The organism is Microbacterium atlanticum (assembly GCF_015277815.1).
Taxonomy (GTDB): Bacteria; Actinomycetota; Actinomycetes; order Actinomycetales; family Microbacteriaceae; genus Microbacterium; species Microbacterium atlanticum.
The window spans coordinates 2,036,333-2,058,334 of the sequence record NZ_CP063813.1; the positions used below are offsets into that span (position 1 = coordinate 2,036,333).

A 22,002-nucleotide genomic window follows, 5' to 3' on the forward strand; every position below is an offset into this window, starting at 1 on the left:
AGCGTCGCCTTGAACCACCCTCGGTAACGGTACGGTCGCAGGGTGAGGCGCTCCGCCGGGTCGCAGGTGTGCGTCCGTAGACTCTGAGCGTGAGCACGAGTCAGCAGACGGACCCGCTGATCGGCCGTCTCGTCGACGGCCGGTATCGGGTGCGTGCTCGCATCGCGCGGGGCGGCATGGCCACCGTGTACGTCGCGACCGACCTCAGGCTGGAGCGCCGCGTCGCCCTCAAGGTCATGCACGGCCACCTCAGCGACGACACGGTCTTCCAGAGCCGGTTCATCCAGGAGGCCCGTGCGGCTGCGCGACTGGCCGATCCGAACGTGGTCAACGTCTTCGACCAGGGCCAGGACGGCGACATGGCGTACCTCGTCATGGAGTACCTGCCCGGGATCACCCTGCGCGAGCTGCTGCGCGAGCAGCGCCGGCTGACCGTCCCGCAGGCGATCTCGATCCTCGACGCCGTGCTGTCGGGGCTGGCTGCGGCGCACAAGGCCGGCATCGTCCATCGGGATGTGAAGCCCGAGAACGTCCTGCTCGCCGAGGACGGCCGCATCAAGATCGGCGACTTCGGGCTGGCCCGGGCGACGACCGCGAACACGGCCTCCGGCGCCCAGCTGCTCGGCACGATCGCCTACCTCGCCCCCGAGCTCGTCACACGCGGCACGGCCGACGCACGCAGCGACATCTATGCCATCGGGATCATGCTGTACGAGATGCTCACCGGCGAGCAGCCCTACAAGGGCGAGCAGCCGATGCAGATCGCGTTCCAGCACGCGACCGACTCGGTTCCGCGCCCGAGCGTCAAGAACCCGGGGGTGCCCGAGCCCCTCGACGAGCTGGTGCTGTGGGCGACCGAGCGTTCGCCCGACGATCGCCCGCTCGATGCCCGCGAGATGCTGCAGCGGCTGCGCGAGATCGAGCGCGAGCTCGGCGTGGCGCCCGTCGTCGCCCGCACCGGTCCCATCGGGATCGTGCGCGACGATGTCGCCTCGACCGGCGAGCTCACGGCGGTCCTGCCCGGCGCCGCACCGACCGGGCCGACCACCGCGATGGACGCCGTCGACAACGCCGGGCGCCTGCGCCAGGCGACCAGGCGGCGACGAACGCGCGGCGCGTGGCTCCTGATCCTCGTGCTGCTGCTCGCCGCCCTCGCCGGCGGGCTGGGCTGGTACTTCGGGTCGGGGCCGGGGTCGCTGGTCGCCGTGGCCGATGTGTCCGGGCTGACCTATGAAGAGGCATCCGCCCGCCTGCAGCAGGATTCGCTCGTGCCGGTGCAGCAGGGCGAGAGCAGCCTGGAGGTCGCCGCCGGGCTCGTGATCCGCACGGACCCGCCGCAGGGCTCGCGTGTCGACCGCGAGGCGTCGGTCAACGTCTTCGTCTCGCTCGGCCCTGCGGAGGCGACGTTCACCTCCTTCGCCGGCATGTCCGAGACCGACGCCCGGACGGTGCTGGGCGAGCAGTCCGTCGACACCGTCGACGACAACGCCGAGTTCTTCACCGAGGACGCCCCAGGCACGGTGGTGAATGTCTCGATCCGGCCCGCCGGCGCCCCGGAGGACGGCTCGCAGGACGTCGCCTGCTTCGAGGGGTGCGTCGTGCACCAGGGCGACACCGCGCGCCTCTCGGTCTCGGTGGGGCCGGTCCCCGATGTCGTGAACCGCAGCGAGGGCGGCGCGCGCAGCGAGCTCGAGGGCGTCGGGCTCGTCGTCGCGGAAGAGAGCGTCACCGAGGCCAGCGACACGATCGAGAAGGATCGGGTCATCCGCGTGAACGGCCCCGAAGGCCGGGCCTGGCAGCCGGGCGACGCCGTGACCCTTGTGCTGTCCAGCGGTCCCCCGCTGTTCGAGGTGCCCGACGTCGTCGGCGACAGCCGCGACGAGGCCATCGCCGAACTCGAGGGCGCCGGCTTCCAGGTCGACTACGCCGCCTTCTTCGGCGTCGTGCCGAACGACATCACCGAGGTGACGGCGTCCGATCCGGCCGCCGGCGAGTTCCGGGTGCGCGGCACCCGCGTCTACATCCAGCTCACCGTCACCGGCTGATCCCAGCGGGCCCCGCCGGACCGACGCCACGCGCACAGACGAGGATCCCGGATGCCTCGGGGCGAGGCATCCGGGATCCTGGTCGTGTCAGCGACGCGACGTCAGCGCTTCTCGAGCTCCTCGGCCACCAGGAAGGCGAGCTCGAGGGACTGCATGTGGTTCAGGCGCGGGTCGCACAGCGACTCGTACCGCGTGGCGAGCGTCGCCTCGTCGATCTGCTCCGAGCCGCCCAGGCACTCTGTCACGTCGTCGCCCGTGAGCTCGACGTGGATGCCACCGGGGAATGTGCCCACGGCGCGGTGCGCCTCGAAGAAGCCGCGCACCTCGTCGACCACGTCGTCGAAGCGCCGCGTCTTGTAGCCGGTGGGCGTCGTGATCCCGTTTCCGTGCATCGGGTCGGTCACCCACAGCGGCGTGGCACCGGAGTCCTTGACGGCCTCCAGCAGCGGCGGCAGCGCATCGCGGATCCTGCCGGCGCCCATGCGGGTGATGAACGTCAGGCGGCCGGGCTCGCGGTGGGGGTCGAGCTTGTCGATGAGCGCGAGCGCGGTCTCGGGCGCCGTGGTCGGGCCGAGCTTCACGCCGATCGGGTTGCGGATCTTCGAGAAGTAGTCGACGTGCGCACCGTCGAGGTCGCGGGTGCGCTCGCCGATCCACAGGAAGTGGGCCGAGGTGTTGTACGGCGTGCCGGTGCGCGAGTCGATGCGCGTCATCGGCCGCTCGTAGTCCATGAGCAGCCCCTCGTGGCCGGTGTAGAACTCGACGCGCTTGAGCTCGTCGAAGTCTGCGCCGGCGGCCTCCATGAACTTGATCGCGCGGTCGATCTCGGTCGCCAGGCGCTCGTACTGCTGGTTCGCGGGGTTCTGGGCGAAGCCCTTGTTCCACGAGTGCACCTCGCGGAGGTCGGCGAAGCCGCCCGTGGTGAACGCGCGGATCAGATTGATGGTCGACGCCGCCGTGTGGTAGCCCTTCAGCAGACGCCCGGGGTCGGCCTTGCGCGAGTTCTCGGTGAAGTCGTAGCCGTTGACGATGTCGCCGCGGTAGGCCGGCAGCGTCACATCGCCGCGCGTCTCGGTGTCGCTGGAGCGGGGCTTGGCGAACTGGCCGGCCATGCGGCCCATCTTCACGACCGGCATCGACGCGCCGTACGTCAGCACGACCGCCATCTGCAGCACCGTCTTGATGCGGTTGCGGATCTGCTCCGCCGTCGCGCCGGCGAACGTCTCGGCGCAGTCTCCGCCCTGCAGCAGGAACGCTTTGCCCGAGGCTGCACCCGCCAGCCGGTCGCGGAGGTTGTCGACCTCGCCCGCGAAGACCAGCGGGGGCAGGGTCGCGAGTTCTGCGGATGCCGCGGCCACCGCCTCGACGTCATACCACTGCGGCTGCTGCTTGATGGGCAGGGTCCGCCAGTGGTCGAGTGCGTCGAGGTGCTGGAGCATCCCCCGATTCTAGCCGTGGGACGGATGCCGCCGGTGCCGCGTGACGCCGGTCGGTGCGGGCCCGCGCGGGCGGTCGCTCACCGGGATTTCTTCTTCAGGCGGTCCTTCACCGTCGAGGCGTACACGTCCTCGTACTCCTGCTCCCCCAGCCGCTGCAGCGCCACCATGATCTCGTCGGTGATCGAGCGGAGGATGTAGCGGTCGCCCTCCATGCCCTCGAACCGCGAGAAGTCCAGCGGCTCGCCGATGACGATCCCCACGCGCACGATGCGCGGGACGGTGGTGCCGATGGGCATCATGGTGTCGGTGTCGACCATCACCACGGGCACCACCGGGACGTGCGCCTCCAGCGCCATGCGGGCGATGCCGGTGCGGCCCCGGTACAGCTTGCCGTCGGGGCTGCGGGTGCCCTCCGGATAGATCCCGAGCAGGTCGCCGCGTCCGAGCACCTGGAGACCGGTGTTGAGGGATGCCTCGGACGCCTTGCCGCCCGACCTGTCGATCGGCAGCTGGCCGGTGCCCTTGAAGAACATCCGGGTGGCCCACCCCTTGAGGCCCTTGCCGGTGAAGTAGTCGCTCTTGGCCAGGAAGGCGACCGGCCGGTCGATCATGAGCGGCAGGAAGATCGAGTCGACGAACGACAGGTGGTTGCTGGCGAGGATCGCCGCGCCCTCGGCGGGGACGTTCCGGCGGCCGACGATCCACGGGCGCCAGATCGCCTTGACGATCGGTCCGATCACCACGTACTTCATCAGCCAGTAGAACATCGCGGGGTCACCCCTCCGGCGTGGCCAGGTCGGCGGCGCCGATGAGACCCGCATCGTTCACGAGCTGCGCGATCGCGAAGCGCGCGACCGGGCGGTCGCCGTAGCCGGGCAGCGACGTCTCGTAGGCGAGGCGCACCGGCGCGAGGAGGTCCTCGCCGAGCTGCGCCACGCCCCCGCCGATGACGAACAGCTCGGGATCGAGCACGGCCTGGAACCCGCCGCACGCCTCCCCCAGTGCGGTGGCCACGCGGCGCAGCGCCTCGAGGGCGCCCGGGTCGCCGGCCAGCACGAGGCGCGAGACGGCCGGGCCCGAGATCGAGCCCTTCTCCGATCTCAGCTGCGCGAGGGCCTCCCCGATGCCGCCGGCATCTGCGATGTCGTTGGCCTCGCGCTGCAGCGCGCGTCCGGACGCGTACTGCTCGAGGCATCCGCTCTGTCCGCAACCGCAGAGGATCCCGCCGCGGATGAAGCGCATGTGGCCGAGCTCGGCGGCGATGCCGTGACCGCCGCGGAACAGCTCGCCGTCGAGGACGATCGCGCCGCCGACGCCGGTCCCCATCGTGAGCATCACCATGTGCTCGACGTCGCGGCCGGCGCCGAAGCGGTACTCCGCCCACCCGGCCGCGTTCGCGTCGTTCTCGATGGCGACGGGCAGCCCGATGCCCGCCTCGAGCGTGGACTTGAGCGGCTCGTTGCGCCACGCGATGTTCGGCGCGTGGATGACCGTCGCGCGATCGCGGTCGATGAAGCCCGCCGCGGCGACGCCGACGGCGGCGATGTCGTGGCCGGCGCGGAAGTGACGGGCCATGTCGACGACGGCCTGAGCCAGCGCGGCGGTGTCGGCGGGGGTGTCGACGCGGACCTTCTCGACGATGTGCCCGTCGGGGTCGACGACGCCTCCAGCGATCTTGGTCCCGCCGATGTCGATGCCGACTTTGAGCACAGTCTCCCTCTCCGACCGCCGCGCCCGCGACGGCGCCTTGCAGTCTATCCAGGAGGCACGCTCCACATCCGCCGCTCGGCGGGATGTGACACCTGATTAGACTCTGATGAGACCCACCCGAGATTCCCGCAATCCGGTACCGAAGGAGCTGCCGTGGTCCAATTCGAAGTCCCCGCCATCGTGCCCGCCGACCCGCAGGCGAACGTCACCGACCTCCTCGCCGAGCGGGTGAAGGCGACACCGAACCTCGCCCTCTTCGCCGTCCCCGACGGCGAGGGCTGGCGCGACATCACCGCCGCCGAGTTCGAGAAGCAGGTCATCGCCCTCGCCAAGGGCTTCGCCGCCGGCGGCATCCAGCCCGGCGACAAGGTCGGCTTCATCGCGCGCACCACGTACGAGTGGACGCTCGTCGACTTCGCGCTCTTCTACGCCGGCGCGGTCATGGTGCCGATCTACGAGACGAGCTCGCCCGCCCAGATCGCCTGGATCCTCACCGACTCGGGTGCGATCGCCCTCATCGCCGAGAGCCCCGAGCACACCGCCCGGTTCGCCGAGGTCAAGCCTGAGCTTCCCCTGATCCGCTCCTCGTGGGAGATGCACGCGGGCGACCTCGACAAGCTCATCGCCGAGGGCGCCTCGGTGACCGACGAGGAGATCGAGCGCCGTCGCAACCTCGCCAACGGCGCCGACATCGCCACGCTCATCTACACGTCCGGCTCGACCGGCCGCCCGAAGGGCTGCGTCCTCACGCACAGCAACTTCGTCGAACTCGTCCGCAACTCGGCGAAGTCCCTGCACGAGGTCGTCGAGGTTCCCGGAGCGTCGACCCTGCTGTTCATCACGACGGCCCACATCTTCGCGCGGTTCATCTCGGTCCTCGATATCCACGCCGGCGTGAAGACCGGCCACCAGCCCGACACGAAGCAGCTGCTTCCCGCTCTCGGATCGTTCAAGCCGACCTTCCTCCTCGCCGTCCCGCGCGTCTTCGAGAAGGTGTACAACTCCGCCGAGCAGAAGGCCGAAGCGGGCGGAAAGGGCAAGATCTTCCGCGCCGCCGCGCACACCGCGATCGAGCACTCCCGCCTCGAGCAGGAGGGCAAGAAGATCCCGCTCGGCACCAGGATCAAGTTCGCGCTGTTCGACCGGCTGGTCTACAGCAAGCTGCGGGCGGCGATGGGCGGTCGCGTCGTCTACGCCGTGTCAGGGTCCGCACCGCTCGGCCCGCGCCTCGGGCACTTCTTCCACAGCCTGGGCGTGACGATCCTCGAGGGCTACGGCCTCACCGAGACGACGGCACCCGCGACGGTGAACCTCGCCAGCAAGTCGAAGATCGGCACGGTGGGCCCGGTGCTCCCCGGCGTCGGCATCCGCCTGGCCGAGGACGGCGAGGTGGAGGTGCGCGGCATCAACGTCTTCAAGGAGTACTGGCGCAACCCCGAGGCGACCGCGGCGGCGTTCGACGGCGACTGGTTCAAGACCGGCGACCTGGGCTCGTTCGACGACGAGGGCTTCCTCACCATCACCGGGCGCAAGAAGGAGATCATCGTCACGGCCGGCGGCAAGAACGTCGCCCCCGCCGCGCTCGAAGACCCGATCCGCGCCAACCCGATCGTCGGCCAGGTCGTCGTCGTGGGCGATCAGAAGCCGTTCATCGCGGCTCTGGTCACCCTCGACCCCGAGATGCTGCCGACGTGGCTCGCGAACAACAACCTGCCGGGCGACATGTCGCTCGCCGACGCCGCGAAGAACGACGCCGTCCGCGCCGAGGTGCAGCGGGCGATCGACATCGCCAACAAGCACGTCTCGCGCGCCGAGTCGATCCGCAAGTTCACGATCCTCCCCACCGAGTGGACCGAGGCGAGCGGACACCTCACGCCGAAGATGAGCATCAAGCGCAACGTGATCCTCACCGACTTCGCCGGCGACATCGAGCAGCTCTACGCGGTGCCGGTCAACACGTCGAACGTCTCGCTGAGCTGACGACCGGCGGAAGGCGCACGAGAGGCGGATGCCGGGGAAGCCGGCATCCGCCTCTTGGTCAGAACCAGTCGGACTCGCGGATCTCGCGCATGGCGACGCGGCGCTGCTCGGGCGTGAGCCGCTGGATGTAGAGCGTGCCGTCGAGGTGGTCGGTCTCGTGCTGCAGCGCCTGGGCGAGCAGGCCCTCGCCCTCGAGCACGACCTCGTTGCCGTCGAGGTCGATGCCGACGACCTTCGCCCAGGGGCGGCGCACGGCGTCGTGCCAGAGACCCGGCACCGACAGGCATCCTTCGCCGATCGCCTCGGGCTCCCCCGCGACCTCGACGAGCACCGGGTTGAGCACATAGCCGATGTCGCCGTCGATGTTGTAGCTGAAGGCGCGCAGGCCGACGCCGATCTGGGGCGCCGCGACGCCGGCGCGACCGGGCAGCTCGACGGTGTCGAGGAGATCGCGGACGAGGGCGCGCACGCCGTCGTCGATGTCGTCGATCGGTGCGCTGACGGACGTGAGGACAGGATCGCCGAAGAGACGGATGGTGCGGACGGCCATCTGCGCTCAGGCCGCCGATGCCAGCGAGCGGAGGCCCTCGACCACGGTCGCCGCGAGCCGGCGAGCGGCCAGGCGCGTCGCGGGCTGCAGTTCGCGGAACACGATGGCGCTGCCGGCGGCGATGTGCGCGTCGTAGGGGATGCGCACGACCTCCCTCACCCGCGTGCGGAAGTGCGTCTCGAGTTCGTCGAGCTGGACGAGCGGATGCCCCGGACGTGCGCTGTTGAGCACGACGACGGCGTTGCGCACCTTCTCGGAGTGTCCGTTGGTCTCCAGCCACGTGAGCGTCTCGGACGCCAGCCGCGCCTCGTCGACGCTGAGGCCGGCGACGATGACGAGCTGGTCGGCGAGATCGAGGGTCGCCTCCATGACCGAGTGGACGATCCCGGTGCCGGTGTCGGTGAGCACCACCGAGTAGTAGTGCGCGGCCAGGCTCGCCACGTCACGGTAGTCGGCATCGCTGAACGCCTCGGAGACGCGGGGGTCGGCATCGGACGCAACCACGTCGAGCCGCGTCTCGTCGCGGGCCACCATGTTCGACAGGTCGTTGAACCCGACGACCTCGCCGCGGACGCGCACCAGGTCGCGCACCGTCTTGCCGCTCTCGCGGGTGATCCGCTCGGCGAGGGTGCCGCGGTCGGGATTCGCGTCGACCGCGATGACCCGGTCGTCACGCGCGTCGGCCAGGGCCATGCCGAGAAGCGTCGTGACGGTCGTCTTGCCCACGCCGCCCTTGCGCGAGAGCACCGGCACGAAGCGGGCGCCGCCGGGCAGCGGGGCCGCGATGCGACGGTCGAGCTCCTTGCGCGCCCGGGCCCGCTTGCTGTCGCCGAGGTTGATGCGCCGGCCTGAGATCGAGTACACGAAGTGCTGCCAGGCACCCTCGGGCTCGGGGCGCACCACCTGGTGCGGGTCGAGCAGCCGGTCGGCGGTGAGGAGGTCGGCGGTCTCGCGGCCGGACTCGAGCTCGCCGAGTCGCTTCGATGTCAGCGCCACGTCCGCACGCGGCTGGGACCGCTCGACCGCGCGCGCGGCGGAGCCCGTCACGACCGGCTGCGCACCGGTGCCGTGCGAGCGACGCCGGCTGGGCACGGGCCCTGTCGCGGCGGTCGCGGCCGGGGCGGGGAGCGGCGGGGCAGCAGGGGCGATCGGGTGCGCCACCGGGGGCGTCGGCGGGGCCGGCACCGCGTCGGGCGCCGCATCGTCCGCGTCGTCGGCCGGAGTCGTCGAAGTCATGGGTTCCTCCGCGGTGTCGTCGGTCGCGATGACATCGTCTCCCGACTCGGGAGTCAGCGCCAGGGGCGCCACGTGCTCGGCGCCGTCGTCCTCCAGAGCCAGATCGAACTCGGCGGGATCGAAGTCGCCGTCGAAGTCGCCGGCTGCGAACTCGACGTCGGAGAAGTCGTCCGGGAAGTGCGATTCGGCCGCCGCGGGGTCGGCCGAATCGGCCTCGGCCGCCGACTCGCCTGCCGGCGTCGCAGGCTCCGAGACGTTGTCGCTGGCCGGCCCGGGCGTCGCGTCGGCGAAGACCTCCGGCTCGTGGGTCTCGGGCGCAGACCCCGCATCGACGTGCGCCTCCGCCGCGCTCCCCGAGTCGGGAGCGATCTCCACGACCTCGGCGGTGACCGGCACCCCTCCGGCGAAGGTCTCAGACGCGGCTCCGGCGAAGGTCTCCGCCTCGTCCCCCGCCACGGATCCGGCAGCGGGGTCGTGGTTCCACGCGGAGCCGTCCGCCGCCTCGGCACTCTCGCCCTCGTGCCCGGCCCACGCGGCGTCCGAGCCCGCCTCGTCGTTCCCGGCCTCGTCGTCGGGTGAGACGACGGATGCCTCGTACTCCATGACGTGGCCGTCCGTGACGTCCTCCGCCGCGGGGTCGGGCGCGTAGTCGCCCCGCTCGATCGTCCACCCGAGGGAGTCGTTCGAATCGTCCACGATCTCGGCCTCTGTGGTGTGCGTGCCGAAGTCGTGAGACTCCACGGGCGCGTCGACCGGCAGGTCGGCGTCGGCCGGGATCTCGATGATGAAGGGCACTTCGCCGTCGATGACGCCGTCATCGTCGAGATCGTCGTCGGCCTCTGTCGGAAGCTCGACGTTGACCTGCGCCGTCCCACCACCGAGGATGCCGAGACCCGTCGTGTCGAGACTCCCCGTGTCGGAGAGCACGCCGTTCTCGGGCTCGTCGTGCGTGTGGTCGTTGCGGTCGGGCGTCACGGGGTGGTTCTCCTGAGGGCAGGGCGAGGCGGCGGTATCGGGCGTAAGCCGCCTTCCAGGCTACTGCGCCGGACGGATCACGACCAAAAGGTCGCCCGCGTCGACCTGCGCCGTCTCGGCGATCGCGAGCCTTTCGACCACGCCGTCGACGGGTGCGGTGATGGCCGCCTCCATCTTCATCGCCTCGATCGACGCGACCGGCTGACCGGTCGAGACCTTGTCGCCGATCGCCGCCTTCAGGGTCACCACTCCCGAGAAGGGCGCCGCCACCTGTCCCGGCTTGGACGTGTCGGCCTTCTCGGCCTGACGCGTCTCGACCTTGATGCTGCGATCGCGCACGAACACCGGGCGCAGCTGACCGTTGAGGGTGGTCATGACGGTGCGGATGCCCTTGTCGTCGGCCTCGCCGATCGCCTCGAGCCCGACGTACAGCTGCACGCCCGGGTCGATCTCGGCGACGTGCTCCTCGCCGGGCTTGAGCCCGTAGAGGTAGTCGGGCGTCCCGAGGGCGGTGAGGTCGCCGTACGTCTCCCGGTTCTTCTCGAACTCGCGCGCCGGCCCCGGGAAGAGCAGGCGGTTCAGCGTGCGGCGCCGTGTCGCGGCATCCCCGCCCAGTCCGTCCTGCTCCTCCTCGGTGAGCGGCGGCACGTCGATCGAGATCGTGCGACCCTCGAGCACCTTCGTACGGAACGGCTCGGGCCAGCCGCCGGGCAGGTCGCCCAGCTCGCCGGCCATGAATCCGACGACCGAGTCCGGGATGTCGTAGTTCTGCGGGTTCGCCTCGAAGTCGGCGGGATCGGCGCGCACGGCGACCAGGGCGAGGGCGAGGTCGCCCACCACCTTCGAGGATGGGGTGACCTTGGGGATACGCCCCAGGATGCGGTCGGCGGCCGCGTACATGTCCTCGATGAGCTCGAAGTCGTCGGCCAGGCCCAGCGCGATCGCCTGCTGGCGGAGGTTCGACAGCTGACCGCCGGGGATCTCGTGGTGGTACACGCGGCCCGTGGGCGACGGCAGTCCCGACTCGAAGGGCCGGTAGAGGTGGCGGACCGCCTCCCAGTACGGCTCGAGGTCGCTCACGGCCTGGAGGTCCAGTCCGGTGTCGCGGTCGGTGTGCGCGAGCGCGGCGACCAGTGCCGAGAGGGAGGGCTGGCTGGTGGTTCCCGACATCGGCGCGGCCGCGGCATCCACCGCGTCCACTCCCGCGGCACTGGCCGCCAGCAGCGTCGCGAGCTGCCCGCCGGCGGTGTCGTGCGTGTGCAGGTGCACGGGCAGGTCGAAGTTCTCGCGCAGCGCCGTGACGAGCTTCGCCGCGGCGGCCGGGCGGACGAGCCCTGCCATGTCCTTGATCGCGAGGATGTGGGCCCCGGATTCCACGATCTGCTCCGCCAGGCGCAGGTAGTAGTCGAGGGTGTAGAGCTTCTCCGACGGGTCGAGCAGATCCGAGGTGTAGCACAGCGCCACCTCCGCGACCGCCGTGCCCGTGGCGCGTACCGCATCGATCGCCGGACGCATCTGCGACACGTCGTTGAGCGCGTCGAAGATGCGGAAGATGTCGACGCCGGTGGCGGCTGCCTCGCGGACGAAGGCATCCGTCACCGCCACCGGCCGCGGGGTGTAGCCGACGGTGTTGCGGCCCCGCAGCAGCATCTGGATCGGGATGTTCGGCATGGCGGTGCGCAGCGCTTCGAGACGCTCCCACGGATCTTCCGCGAGGAAGCGCAGTGCGACGTCGTAGGTGGCGCCGCCCCACGCCTCCACCGACAGCAGCTGCGGGGTCATGCGCGAGACGTGCGGGCCGACGCGCACCAGGTCGCGCGTGCGCACGCGCGTTGCCAGCAGCGACTGGTGCGCGTCGCGGAACGTGGTCTCGGTGACCGCCAGCGCCGTCTGCGCGCGCAGGGCCTTGGCGAAGCCTTCGGGCCCGAGCTCGCGCAGCCGGTCGAGGGTGCCCGCGGGCGGCGGCGACGCGAGGTCGATCTCGGGCAGCTTGCTGCCCGGCGAGACCGCCAGCGGCTTCTCACCGTAGGGACGGTTGACGGTGACGTCACCCAGCCAGTTGAGGAGCTTGGTGGCGCGGTCGCGCGAGGGGTTGCTCGTCAGCAGCGACGGCCGCTCGTCGATGAACGAGGTGCTGACGTCTCCGGCGACGAACGCGGGGTCGTCGAGCACCGCGCGCAGGAACGGGATGTTGGTCGCGACGCCGCGGATGCGGAACTCCGCCAGGGCGCGGCGCGCGCGGGCCACGGCAGCCGGGAAGTCGCGGCCCCGGCAGGTGAGCTTGGCGAGCATCGAGTCGAAGTGCGGGCTGATCTGCGAGCCTGCGGCAGTGGTGCCGCCGTCCAGGCGGATGCCCGCGCCGCCGGGTGAGCGGTACGTCGTGATCCGGCCGGTGTCGGGCCGGAAGCCCTGGGCGGGATCCTCGGTCGTGATGCGGCACTGCAGCGCCGCGCCGCGCAGCTGGATGCGGTCCTGCGTGAGGCCGAGGTCGGCGAGGGTCTCCCCCGCCGCGATGCGGATCTGCGACTGCACGAGGTCGACGTCGGTGACCTCTTCGGTGACCGTGTGCTCCACCTGGATGCGCGGGTTCATCTCGATGAAGACGACCTCGCCGGTGCGGGGTCCGGCGGTCTCGAGCAGGAACTCGACGGTCCCCGCGTTCTGGTAGCCGATCGACCGCGCGAAGGCGACCGCGTAGCCGTGCAGCGCATCGCGCACCGCCGGGTCGAGGTTCGGCGCCGGCGCGATCTCGATGACCTTCTGGTGGCGGCGCTGCACCGAGCAGTCGCGCTCGAAGAGGTGCACGGTCTCGCCGGTGCCGTCGGCGAGCACCTGCACCTCGACGTGACGCGGCCGCTGCACCGCCTGCTCGAGGAAGACGCGGGCGTCGCCGAACGCGCTCCCCGCTTCGCGCATGGCCTCGGCGAGGGCCGGGGCGAGCTCTTCGCGCCGCTCGACGCGGCGCATGCCGCGGCCTCCGCCGCCGGCGACCGCCTTGACGAAGATGGGGAATCCGATGTCGTCGGCCTGCCCCAGCAGCTCGTCGACGTCGTCGGATGCCTCGGTCGAGCGCAGCACCGGCACGCCGGCGGCGATGGCGTGCTGCTTCGCGGTGACCTTGTTCCCCGCCATCTCGAGCACGCGCGCGGGCGGCCCGATGAAGGCGATGCCGTTGGCCGCTGCCTTCTCGGCGAGCTCGGGGTTCTCGGAGAGGAAGCCGTACCCGGGGTAGATGGCGTCCGCACCGGCCTCCTTGGCGACCCGCACGATCTCGTCGACATCGAGATAGGCGCGGACCGGATGCCCCTTCTCGCCGATCTCGTACGACTCGTCGGCCTTCTGCCGGTGCAGCGATCCGCGATCCTCGAAGGGGAACACGGCAACGGTGCGAGCTCCGAGCTCATATGCCGCACGGAATGCCCGGATGGCGATCTCGCCTCGGTTCGCGACCAGAATCTTGCGGAACATTCGACCTCCGTATGCGGCGGCGCAGGCGGACCCGCGGGGCGGGCTGAGTGTGCTCTCAGCCTAGGGGACGGTAACGTGGTGCCTTGTGCACGTCCTATCCGTCAGCTCGCTCAAGGGTGGCGTCGGCAAGACGACCGTGACTCTCGGACTCGCGTCGGCGGCTTTCGCCCGCGGAGTCCGCACGCTCGTCGTCGACCTCGACCCGCAGTCCGACGTATCGACGGGCATGGACATCCAGGTCGCCGGGCGGCTCAACGTCGCTGACGTCCTGGCCAACCCCAAGGAGAAGACGGTCCGCCAGGCCATCACCTCCAGCGGCTGGGCCAAGGTACATCCCGGCACGATCGACGTTCTCATCGGCAGCCCCTCCGCGATCAACTTCGACGGCCCGCACCCCAGCGTGCGCGACGTCTGGAAGCTCGAAGAGGCGCTCGCCACGATCGAGGCCGACTACGACCTCGTGCTGGTCGACTGCGCTCCGTCGCTGAACGCGCTGACCCGCACCGCATGGGCTGCCTCCGACCGGGTCATCGTCGTGACCGAGCCGGGCCTGTTCTCGGTGGCGGCCGCCGATCGCGCGCTGCGGGCGATCGAGGAGATCCGCCGCGGCCTCTCCCCTCGCCTCCAGCCGCTCGGCATCGTGGTGAACCGGGTGCGCCCGCAGTCGATCGAGCACCAGTTCCGCATCAAGGAGCTGCGCGACATGTTCGGCCCGCTCGTCCTCTCGCCCCAGCTGCCCGAGCGCACGTCGCTGCAGCAGGCGCAAGGCGCCGCCAAGCCGCTGCACATCTGGCCCGGTGACTCCGCCCAGGAGCTCGCGGCCGATTTCGACTCGCTGCTGGACCGCATCGTGCGCACCGGCCGCATCCCGGTCCCCGAGGACACCCGCTCCTGACGCGCCCGGTCCCGCGCCCCTGCCCGGTGACCACAATGCTCAGCGGATGAACAGTGTGCACGCTTTGTGCTCGACCGGCTGACCAGGATTTGCGTTTCCTCGCGGCGTCGTTGACCATATCGCCATGGCACCGATGACGTTGCACCCCGACAGCCTTGCCGTGCATGCCGGCCGCGAAGACCTCGCGGGTCTCGGCGTCCACGCCCTCCCCCTCGACCTCTCGTCGACGAACCCGCTGCCCGGCATCGAGCTGGGCGGCATGTCGTACGAGGTGCTCGCCACCGGGGGGCATCCGTTCGAGGGCGGCTCCCACGTCTACGCCCGGCTGTGGAACCCCACGGTCGCCCGTTTCGAAGAGGCCCTCGCCCGGCTCGAGCACGCCGAGGAGGCCGTGGCGTTCTCGTCGGGGATGGCGGCGGTCACCGCAGTGATCCTCGCGCTCGCGCACGAGTCGAAGCGCCGCCACATCGTCGGGGTGCGCCCGCTCTACGGCGGCACCGATCATCTGCTGGCTTCGGGGCTGCTCGATGTCCAGGCGACGTTCTGCGCGCCGGATGCCGTCGCCTCGGCGGTTCGCGACGACACGGCACTCGTCGTGCTCGAGACGCCGGCCAACCCGACGCTGGACCTCGTCGACATCGCCGCGGTGGTCGCCGCCGCGGGCTCGGTGCCGGTGCTCGTCGACAACACCTTCGCGACGCCGGTGCTGCAACGGCCGCTGGACCTCGGAGCCTCCCTGTCGCTGCACAGCGCGACGAAGTACCTCGGCGGGCACGGCGACGTCGTCGGCGGCGTCGTGGCGTGCGACGCCCGGCTCGCCGCCGCACTGCGCCGCACGCGGGCGATCACGGGCGCGATCATGCACCCCCTCGCCGCCTACCTCCTGCACCGCGGCCTCGCGACGCTGCCGGTGCGCATGCGGGCCCAGCAGGCGGGAGCCCGGGTGGTGGCCGACTGGCTCACGACGCGGCCCGAGGTGGCACGCGTCCACTTCCCCGGATTCGCCTCCAGCGACCCGCAGGGCCTGATCGGAACACAGCAGGACGGTCCGGGCGCGATGATCGCGATCGAGCTGGCCGACGGCTTCGACGCGGCCGCCGCGCTGACGGCATCCGTTCGCCTGTTCACCCACGCGGTGTCACTCGGCAGCGTCGACTCCCTCATCCAGCACCCCGCGGCGCTCACCCACCGGCCCGTCGCGTCGGAGGCGAAGCCGTCGGACGCGCTCGTGCGCCTCTCGATCGGGCTCGAGGATCCGTCCGACCTCATCGCCGACCTCGACCAGGCGCTCACCGCTGCGACCGGGGCTCGCGCGGACGAGGCGCACGCGAACGTCGCAGCCGCACGGGGCTGAATCCCGCAGCCGGGCCGGCGAGCGGCGAACCAGGCCCGCCGGCCGGCAGCGCGTCAGGCCGAGCGAGCCGCGCGGCGCACGGCGAGCTCGTCCATGGGGTCGGGCTTCTCGACCTCGAACTCGACGAGCTCGGACTCGACCTCGCGCAGGACCTTGCCCACGGCGATGCCGAACACGCCCTGGCCGCGACTGACGAGGTCGATGACCTCGTCGTTGGACGTGCAGAGGTAGACGGACGCCCCGTCGCTCATGAGCGTCGTACCCGCGAGGTCGCGGATGCCGGCCGCCCGCAACTGCTCGACGGCGGTGCGGATCTGCTGCAGCGAGATGCCGGTGTCGAGGAGGCGCTTGACGAGCTTGAGCACGAGGATGTCGCGGAATCCGTACAGCCGCTGCGATCCGGAGCCGCTCGCGCCGCGAACGGTCGGCTCGACCAGCTCGGTGCGCGCCCAGTAGTCGAGCTGACGGTAGGTGATGCCGGCGGCACGCGCGGCGACGGCGCCGCGATAGCCGACCTCGTCGTCCATCGCCGGGAGTCCGTCCGTGAAGAGGAGGTCGGCTTCGAACCGTTCGCCGTCAGTGGCATCTCCGGCCATGCTCGTCCCCCCTCCGGATCGAATACCTCAACGCTAGATCAGCCTCACCCTCGCGGCAACGACATCCGGTGTTCACGGGTCGGCGTGTCGCGGCGCGCACCCTGCACAGCCGTCGGGACGGCGGCCGAGACACCGCCCATGCGCACCGCCAGGCCCTCAGGAGAGAAGGCGGTCGAGCGCGCTGCGGACGAAGATCGCCCGCACGTCGTCGAGCCGGCGGACGAGCTCGGGCGCGAGCTCGCCCGCGCGCCCGCGGGACGACGCGTCCGTCCTGCGCAGCAGCGGCGCGAGCGCCGATTCCACCAGCGCGACGTCGCGCTCCGCGCTCTGACGCAGGGCACGCACGTGGCGCGGCTCGATGCCGTGCCGGTCGAGCGCGACGAGCGCGCGCAGCAGGGTGACGGACTGCTCGGTGTAGGTCTCCGCAGCGGCGAAGATGCCCGTGCTGACGGCGTCGTTGAGCAGCTGCGGCGCCGCGCCGGCCGCGGCGAGCAGCTCGTCGCGGCGGTAGCGGCGCGGGGCGGGGACGATCGACGGCGGCGGCACGGCGGTCGGAGTCGCCGGATCGCGGCCCGCGTCGATGTCTTCGAGGTAGTCGCGGATGACCGACAGCGGCAGGTAGTGGTCACGCTGCAGTGTGAGCGCGAGCCGCAGCCGCTCGAGGTCGTCCTGCGAGAACTTGCGGTAGCCCGACTCGGTGCGAAGCGGCGTGACGATGCCCTGCACCTCGAGGAAGCGCAGCTTGCTCGACGTCAGCGACGGGAACTCCGGCGACAGTCGCGCGAGCACCTGCCCGATGCTGAGAAGACCTGCGGACGACGCCCTTTCGCGAGCGGATGCCGCGGGCATCAGGCTTCCGCTGCCTGCGGGAGGTCGGCGGGAGAGACGAAGAAGTTGAGGCGGAACTTGCCCACGCGCACCTCGGCGCCGTTGGTCAGCGTGGCGCGGTCGACTCGCTCCCCGTTGACGTACGTGCCGTTGAGCGAGCGCTGGTCGACGAGCTCGAACGACGTGCCGGTGCGCGTGATCTCGGCGTGCCGACGCGACACGGTGACGTCGTCGAAGAAGATGTCGGCCTCGGGGTGACGCCCGACCGTGGTGACGTCGGAGTCGAGCAGGTAGCGGGCGCCCGCGGTCGGTCCGGAGCGGACCAGCAGCAGGGCGGCCCCGGAGGGGAGGGCGTCGATCGCATCGAGCTCGGCCTCACCCAGTTCGCTCCCGAACGGGACGAACGAGAGGTCGGAATCGTGGCCGAAGGTCTGCGTCGTGTCGGCGGCGCGGTCGGAACCCCGTGCGTCGGCCCCGGCTGCGCGGCGGATGTCGCCCTCATCGGGTCGGCGGTCGTGCTCCACGGTTTCCTCCTCTTGTCTTTTCAGCCTATCCGATCGCCCCACCCGCGGAAGGGCCGTTTCGGGTTCGCCTCGCGATGTCGCCCCGCAGGGTGCGAGCTCTCGCCCCCGGGCAATGTTTCGTCGCGTGTCACGCGGGATGCCTCGGACGACACGCCCGCCTAGCCTGGCAGAACCCCAGCCGATCAGCGACCGCAAGGAGTCGACCGTGTCCAGTCCGCACCGCCACATTCCGCCCCTCGAGGTGCGTGAGCGTGCGGCGTGCATGTGCGACCACGGCGACTCCTGCTCCTCGTTCGCGCCCGGCCACGCGCTGCACCTGATCCAGGCGAGGCTCGCATCGGCCACGCCGTCCGAGTGGGCCGACGCGATCGTCGAGGCTTCCGACGCCCGCTCGGGCTTCGTGATCGTCCGCACCGTGGCCGACGACTCGGCCGTCGCGCTGTGGAACGGCACGGGAGCCGCTGCCGCCGCGACCGTGGGCACGCCCGTGGCGCTCCACGAGCGCTACCACGTGCTCGCCGTGGGCGGCGCGCGGTTCAACGTCCTGCGGGGCTGACGCAACCGACACCGGGACGGCGGCCCGCCGGGCAGGAGTGAGGCGACGAGCCTCAGCTCATCGCCATCATCGAGTTCTTCATCGCCATGCAGGCGTCCATGCACGCCTGGCACGACTGAGCGCACATCTTGCAGACCTCGCTGTGGTCGGCGTGCTTCATGCACTCGTCCATGCAGAGCTGGCACATCGCGATGCACGCGTCGAGCATCGCCATCATCGTCGCCTGGTTCATGCCCTGCATGCGCATCATGGCGCGCATCATCGTGTTGCACATGTCGGCGCAGTTCATGCACGCCGGGGCGCACGACATCATCTGCGTGGAGCACACCGTGCACGCCTGCTCGCAGGCCGAGCAGGCGTCCATACAGGCCTGCATGACCGACATGTCCATGTTCTCCATGCCGGGCATGGACGCCTTCGACATGGCGCCCATCATCATCTGGTCCATCTGCCGCCATCCTTCCGTCACCGGGGGCTCGGGCGGGCAGGTTCCCCGCCTGTCGCCAGGCTAGACCTCACAGCGACCGGATCAAAGAGCCGGATAGGGTCGATCGGGTGATGTCACACACTCTTCACAAACCCCTCGCCGCCCGTGCCGGGATCCTCCTGGCCGCACTCCTCGCCGCCCTCGGCCTCGTCCTGGGCGCGGCCTCCCCCGCCCAGGCCCACGACGAGCTCGTGGGCAGCGATCCCGCCGCCGACACGTCCCTCGACGCGCTCCCCGCGCAGCTCACGCTGACCTTCAGCGCCGAGATCGCCGACGACGAGGGCGCCTCGGTCGTGGAGGTGACGGATGCCGCGGGCACGGCGCTGACCGACGACCCGCCCGTCGTCCGCGACAACGTGCTCACGCAGCCGCTCGCGGGCGAGGCATCCGGTGCCGTCACGGTGCTGTGGAAGGTCGTCTCCAGCGACGGACACCCCATCTCGGGCGAGTTCTCGTTCACGGTCGCGGGCGCCCCCGCGCCGACTCCGACCGAGACGACCACCCCGACGCCCACCGAGACGGCCGCTCCGGTGGAGACCGAGACGCCGACGGCCACACCGACGGCGATCGCCCCCGATGAGGCGGATTCGACCTTCGGCGACGTGTGGCCATGGGTGCTCTTCGGCCTCCTCGCCGCGGGGGTCGCGGGTGCCGTGCTCTACCTCGTGCTCTCCCGCGCCCGCCGCGACCGGGACCTCGACGAAGCCCGTCGTGGCGCGGCGGGGACGGCGTCACGGCCCGGTTCCGAGCCCCCTGCCGACCAGTAGGCTGGGAGCATGCCTCACTACGACGTCGCCATCCTCGGCGCGGGTCCCGGCGGGTACGTCGCGGCCGTCCGTGCTGCTCAGCTCGGCCTCACGGTCGCGATCATCGAAGAGAAGTACTGGGGCGGTGTGTGCCTCAACGTCGGCTGCATCCCCTCCAAGGCGCTGCTGAAGAACGCCGACCTGGCCCACCAGTTCCACCACAAGGCGGACCTCTTCGGCATCTCGGGCGACGTGCAGTTCGACTTCGGGGTCGCGTGGGATCGCAGCCGCAAGGTGGCGGAGACCCACGTCAAGGGCATCCACTACCTGATGAAGAAGAACAAGGTCACCGAGTACGAGGGCCGCGGCTCCTTCACCGGCCCCAACGCGATCCGCGTGACCAAGGCCGACGGGTCGACCGACGACGTCACCTTCGACAACGCGATCATCTCGACCGGCTCGAAGGTGCGCCTGCTCCCGGGCGTGCAGCTGGGCGGCAACGTCGTCACGTACGAGGAGCAGATCCTCGCCCGCGATCTGCCGCAGTCGATCGTCATCGTCGGCGCCGGCGCCATCGGCATGGAGTTCGCCTTCGTGATGGTGAACTACGGCGTGAAGGTCACGATCATCGAGTTCCTCGACCGCGCCCTCCCCAACGAGGACGCCGACGTGTCGAAGGAGATCGCCAAGCAGTACAAGAAGTACGGCGTCGACATCCTCACTTCGACCAAGGTCGAGACCGTGACCGACCACGGCGACCGGGTCACCGTCACGTACACCCCGGCCGCCGGCGGCGAGACGCAGTCCATCGACGCCGACAAGGTGATGATGTCGATCGGATTCGCGCCGAACGTCGAGGGCTTCGGCCTGGAGAACACCGGCGTCAAGCTCACCGACCGCGGCGCGATCGACATCGACGACCACATGCGCACCAGCGTGCCGCACATCTACGCGATCGGCGACGTCACCGCGAAGCTGCAGCTGGCGCACGTGGCCGAGGCGCAGGCGGTCGTCGCCGCCGAGACGATCGGCAAGGCCGAGACGATGACCCTCGGCGACTACCGCATGATGCCGCGCGCCACGTTCTGCTCTCCCCAGGTCGCCTCGTTCGGCCTCACCGAGCAGCAGGCCCGCGACGCAGGCTACGACGTCAAGGTGGCGAAGTTCCCGTTCTCGGCCAACGGCAAGGCCAACGGCCTGGGCGAGCCCATCGGGTTCGTGAAGCTCATCGCCGACGGCGAGCACCTCGAGCTGCTCGGCGGCCACCTCATCGGGCCCGACGTGTCGGAGCTGCTGCCCGAGCTCACCCTCGCGCAGAAGTGGGACCTCACCGCCCTCGAGGCGGCGCGCAACGTCCACACGCACCCGACCCTCTCCGAGGCCGTGCAGGAGGCCTTCCACGGCCTCGCCGGCCACATGATCAACCTTTGACGATCTGACCCGAACGGCGGCGGCCCTGAGTCCTCTCAGGGCCGCCGCCGTTCGCCCTGTTCCGCTCCGACCGGTGCCGGATGCCTCCCGGTCGCGCGACACGCCGGGCTCGGCATCCGCTCGCCGGCGTGTCGCGGTGACCGGCCATGCACGGCGCACGCGGGATCCCCGCAAACCGCGGGACCCGGGCACAGGCCGGGCGCGGACGCTCAGTGACCGAGAGTGCGGGCGAGCTTAGAAGCGGATGCCGCTTCCCGGCCGCCTGCGGCCTCCACCGCGTGCCGGGCCGCGGCGAAGAGGGCGTCGCGGTCGGCGGGCGCCGTCGGGGCGGCCGCTCCGAGCTCGAACTCCCACTCGCGCCAGTCGCGCTCCACGCCGGCGCGCTCGTCGACGGCGTGCACGCGATCGTCCACGAATTCGGCGACCACACCGCCGTCGGCGTCCCGCAGCGCATAGGCGGTGCGGTGGTTGCGGATGCGCGCGATCGGGGTGAGGGAGGCGCGAGAGGTCACGGATGAGACGGCGTCGGCGACGGCATCCGGAATCCGTCCTTTCGGTCCGAGCGGCCACTGCAGCTCGACCCGCCCGCCGTCGGTCGAGCGCGGACCCTTGATGTGCCAGCCCGCGTCGGGGCCGCCCGATCGCCGGCGCACCGCGTAGCCGGCGTGGGCGAGAGCGAGGTCGTCGCTGTCGTAGTAGACCGCGTCGAGCTCGCGGACCTCGGGCTGGGCGACCGAGTCGACGCCCGGCAGTGCCGCCCAGTCGGGCAGCGGAGTGTCCTCGTCGACGTCGAACTTCAGCTCGACCTCGACCGAGCGCGTCGGGTCGTCGCGGCTGGAGGCGCTGTCAGCGGCGCTCACGCGGCTGGTCGCTGTCGGGGTCGATGTCGTTCTCGGCCTCGACGAACCAGAACTCCGCCTCGGTCGGGCCGTCGTGGTCGCCGGTGCGCTCGAGGTCGCCGCGGCGTTCGTAGACGACCTGCGTCTCGCTGTAGGGGACGATCATGCGGTCGAGATCGGGATCTTCGAGCGGGAGGAGCTGCCCGTCGAGCGGGCCTCCGTGCAGTCGTGCGATGGCCATACCGTCAGCGTAGACCCGGTGCGCGGCCCCGACCGGCTCCCTTGCGATTCGCCGCTTGACGTGTCAGGGGCGCACGGCTGACGCAATCCTGAGGTCCGCGAG

General features: G+C 70.9%; 20 protein-coding genes. 8 read left to right on the top strand and 12 right to left on the bottom strand.

What is annotated here, in order from left to right; genetic code table 11:
* The first annotated feature begins 89 nt into the window (after positions 1-89).
* A complete protein-coding gene (pknB, locus tag IR212_RS09270; protein WP_194395660.1) occupies positions 90-2,045 on the top strand; it encodes a Stk1 family PASTA domain-containing Ser/Thr kinase in 1,956 nt (651 codons plus the stop codon).
* 101 nt (positions 2,046-2,146) lie between these two features.
* Here the strand turns inward: pknB and IR212_RS09275 are convergent, their stop codons facing one another.
* The 3 genes from IR212_RS09275 to IR212_RS09285 all read right to left on the bottom strand — a co-directional run bounded on the left by IR212_RS09275 (position 2,147) and on the right by IR212_RS09285 (position 5,194).
* Complete coding sequence (locus IR212_RS09275; protein ID WP_194395661.1) at positions 2,147-3,484, bottom strand: class II 3-deoxy-7-phosphoheptulonate synthase; 1,338 nt, start codon at positions 3,482-3,484, stop codon at positions 2,147-2,149.
* A 77-nt stretch (positions 3,485-3,561) separates the two neighbouring features.
* Positions 3,562-4,251 (bottom strand): lysophospholipid acyltransferase family protein, encoded by a 690-nt coding sequence (locus IR212_RS09280; RefSeq protein ID WP_194395662.1) that lies wholly within the window; start codon positions 4,249-4,251, stop codon positions 3,562-3,564.
* Positions 4,252-4,258: 7 nt separating this feature from the next.
* Positions 4,259-5,194: an ROK family glucokinase gene (locus IR212_RS09285; protein WP_194395663.1), complete on the bottom strand. Its 936-nt coding sequence runs from the start codon at positions 5,192-5,194 to the stop codon at positions 4,259-4,261.
* Positions 5,195-5,347: 153 nt separating this feature from the next.
* Here IR212_RS09285 and IR212_RS09290 point away from each other — a divergent pair, with 153 nt between their 5' ends.
* The gene (locus tag IR212_RS09290; RefSeq protein WP_194395664.1) at positions 5,348-7,174 is read left to right on the top strand and encodes an AMP-dependent synthetase/ligase; all 1,827 of its coding nucleotides are present in this window, start codon (positions 5,348-5,350) and stop codon (positions 7,172-7,174) included.
* A gap of 58 nt (positions 7,175-7,232) precedes the next feature.
* Here IR212_RS09290 and IR212_RS09295 read toward each other — a convergent pair whose 3' ends face one another.
* The 3 genes from IR212_RS09295 to IR212_RS09305 are packed head-to-tail and all read right to left on the bottom strand — an operon-like array spanning position 7,233 to position 13,403.
* A complete protein-coding gene (locus tag IR212_RS09295) occupies positions 7,233-7,724 on the bottom strand; it encodes a peptide deformylase (protein ID WP_194395665.1) in 492 nt (163 codons plus the stop codon).
* Between the two features lie 6 nt (positions 7,725-7,730).
* Positions 7,731-9,935, bottom strand: coding sequence for a MinD/ParA family ATP-binding protein (locus tag IR212_RS17275; protein WP_337907593.1), 2,205 nt, complete (start codon positions 9,933-9,935; stop codon positions 7,731-7,733).
* Between the two features lie 60 nt (positions 9,936-9,995).
* Positions 9,996-13,403, bottom strand: a complete 3,408-nt coding sequence (locus IR212_RS09305) for a pyruvate carboxylase (protein WP_194395666.1) — start codon at positions 13,401-13,403, stop codon at positions 9,996-9,998.
* A gap of 85 nt (positions 13,404-13,488) precedes the next feature.
* On the opposite strand from IR212_RS09305, the gene IR212_RS09310 reads away from it, so the two are divergent.
* Together IR212_RS09310 and IR212_RS09315 are read left to right on the top strand one after the other, a co-directional pair.
* A complete protein-coding gene (locus IR212_RS09310) occupies positions 13,489-14,298 on the top strand; it encodes a ParA family protein (protein ID WP_194395667.1) in 810 nt (269 codons plus the stop codon).
* 124 nt (positions 14,299-14,422) lie between these two features.
* Entirely contained in the window at positions 14,423-15,652 is a 1,230-nt protein-coding gene (locus IR212_RS09315) for a trans-sulfuration enzyme family protein (protein ID WP_420488594.1), read from the top strand.
* A 53-nt stretch (positions 15,653-15,705) separates the two neighbouring features.
* On the opposite strand, the gene IR212_RS09320 is transcribed toward IR212_RS09315, so the two are convergent.
* The 3 genes from IR212_RS09320 to IR212_RS09330 form a co-directional block, all read right to left on the bottom strand.
* Positions 15,706-16,248 carry a MerR family transcriptional regulator gene (locus IR212_RS09320; RefSeq protein ID WP_194395668.1) on the bottom strand — a complete coding sequence of 181 codons (543 nt, stop codon included), beginning with the start codon at positions 16,246-16,248 and terminating at the stop codon, positions 15,706-15,708.
* A gap of 156 nt (positions 16,249-16,404) precedes the next feature.
* Positions 16,405-17,097: a transcriptional regulator FtsR gene (gene ftsR, locus IR212_RS09325; RefSeq protein ID WP_194395669.1), complete on the bottom strand. Its 693-nt coding sequence runs from the start codon at positions 17,095-17,097 to the stop codon at positions 16,405-16,407.
* The gene (locus tag IR212_RS09330) at positions 17,097-17,600 is read right to left on the bottom strand and encodes an FHA domain-containing protein (protein WP_194395670.1); all 504 of its coding nucleotides are present in this window, start codon (positions 17,598-17,600) and stop codon (positions 17,097-17,099) included. Before IR212_RS09330 ends, ftsR begins: the two co-directional genes overlap by 1 nt.
* 205 nt (positions 17,601-17,805) lie before the next feature.
* Here IR212_RS09330 and IR212_RS09335 point away from each other — a divergent pair, with 205 nt between their 5' ends.
* Positions 17,806-18,156, top strand: a complete 351-nt coding sequence (locus IR212_RS09335) for a hypothetical protein (protein WP_228479248.1) — start codon at positions 17,806-17,808, stop codon at positions 18,154-18,156.
* Between the two features lie 52 nt (positions 18,157-18,208).
* Here the strand turns inward: IR212_RS09335 and IR212_RS17355 are convergent, their stop codons facing one another.
* Positions 18,209-18,520 (bottom strand): four-helix bundle copper-binding protein, encoded by a 312-nt coding sequence (locus tag IR212_RS17355; protein WP_475591208.1) that lies wholly within the window; start codon positions 18,518-18,520, stop codon positions 18,209-18,211.
* Here IR212_RS17355 and IR212_RS17085 point away from each other — a divergent pair.
* The 3 genes from IR212_RS17085 to lpdA are packed head-to-tail and all read left to right on the top strand — an operon-like array spanning position 18,405 to position 20,820.
* On the top strand, positions 18,405-18,668 hold the full coding sequence (locus IR212_RS17085) for a hypothetical protein (RefSeq protein WP_228479250.1): 264 nt from the start codon (positions 18,405-18,407) through the stop codon (positions 18,666-18,668). The two genes, IR212_RS17355 and IR212_RS17085, sit on opposite strands and share 116 nt — an antisense overlap.
* A 46-nt stretch (positions 18,669-18,714) precedes the next feature.
* Positions 18,715-19,410, top strand: a complete 696-nt coding sequence (locus IR212_RS09345; protein WP_194395672.1) for a copper resistance CopC family protein — start codon at positions 18,715-18,717, stop codon at positions 19,408-19,410.
* 9 nt (positions 19,411-19,419) lie between these two features.
* Entirely contained in the window at positions 19,420-20,820 is a 1,401-nt protein-coding gene (gene lpdA / locus IR212_RS09350) for a dihydrolipoyl dehydrogenase (protein WP_194395673.1), read from the top strand.
* A gap of 209 nt (positions 20,821-21,029) precedes the next feature.
* Here the strand turns inward: lpdA and IR212_RS09355 are convergent, their stop codons facing one another.
* The gene (locus tag IR212_RS09355; protein WP_194395674.1) at positions 21,030-21,680 is read right to left on the bottom strand and encodes a CYTH domain-containing protein; all 651 of its coding nucleotides are present in this window, start codon (positions 21,678-21,680) and stop codon (positions 21,030-21,032) included.
* Complete coding sequence (locus tag IR212_RS09360) at positions 21,667-21,900, bottom strand: response regulator (RefSeq protein ID WP_194395675.1); 234 nt, start codon at positions 21,898-21,900, stop codon at positions 21,667-21,669. Before IR212_RS09360 ends, IR212_RS09355 begins: the two co-directional genes overlap by 14 nt.
* Positions 21,901-22,002: the final 102 nt, after the last annotated feature.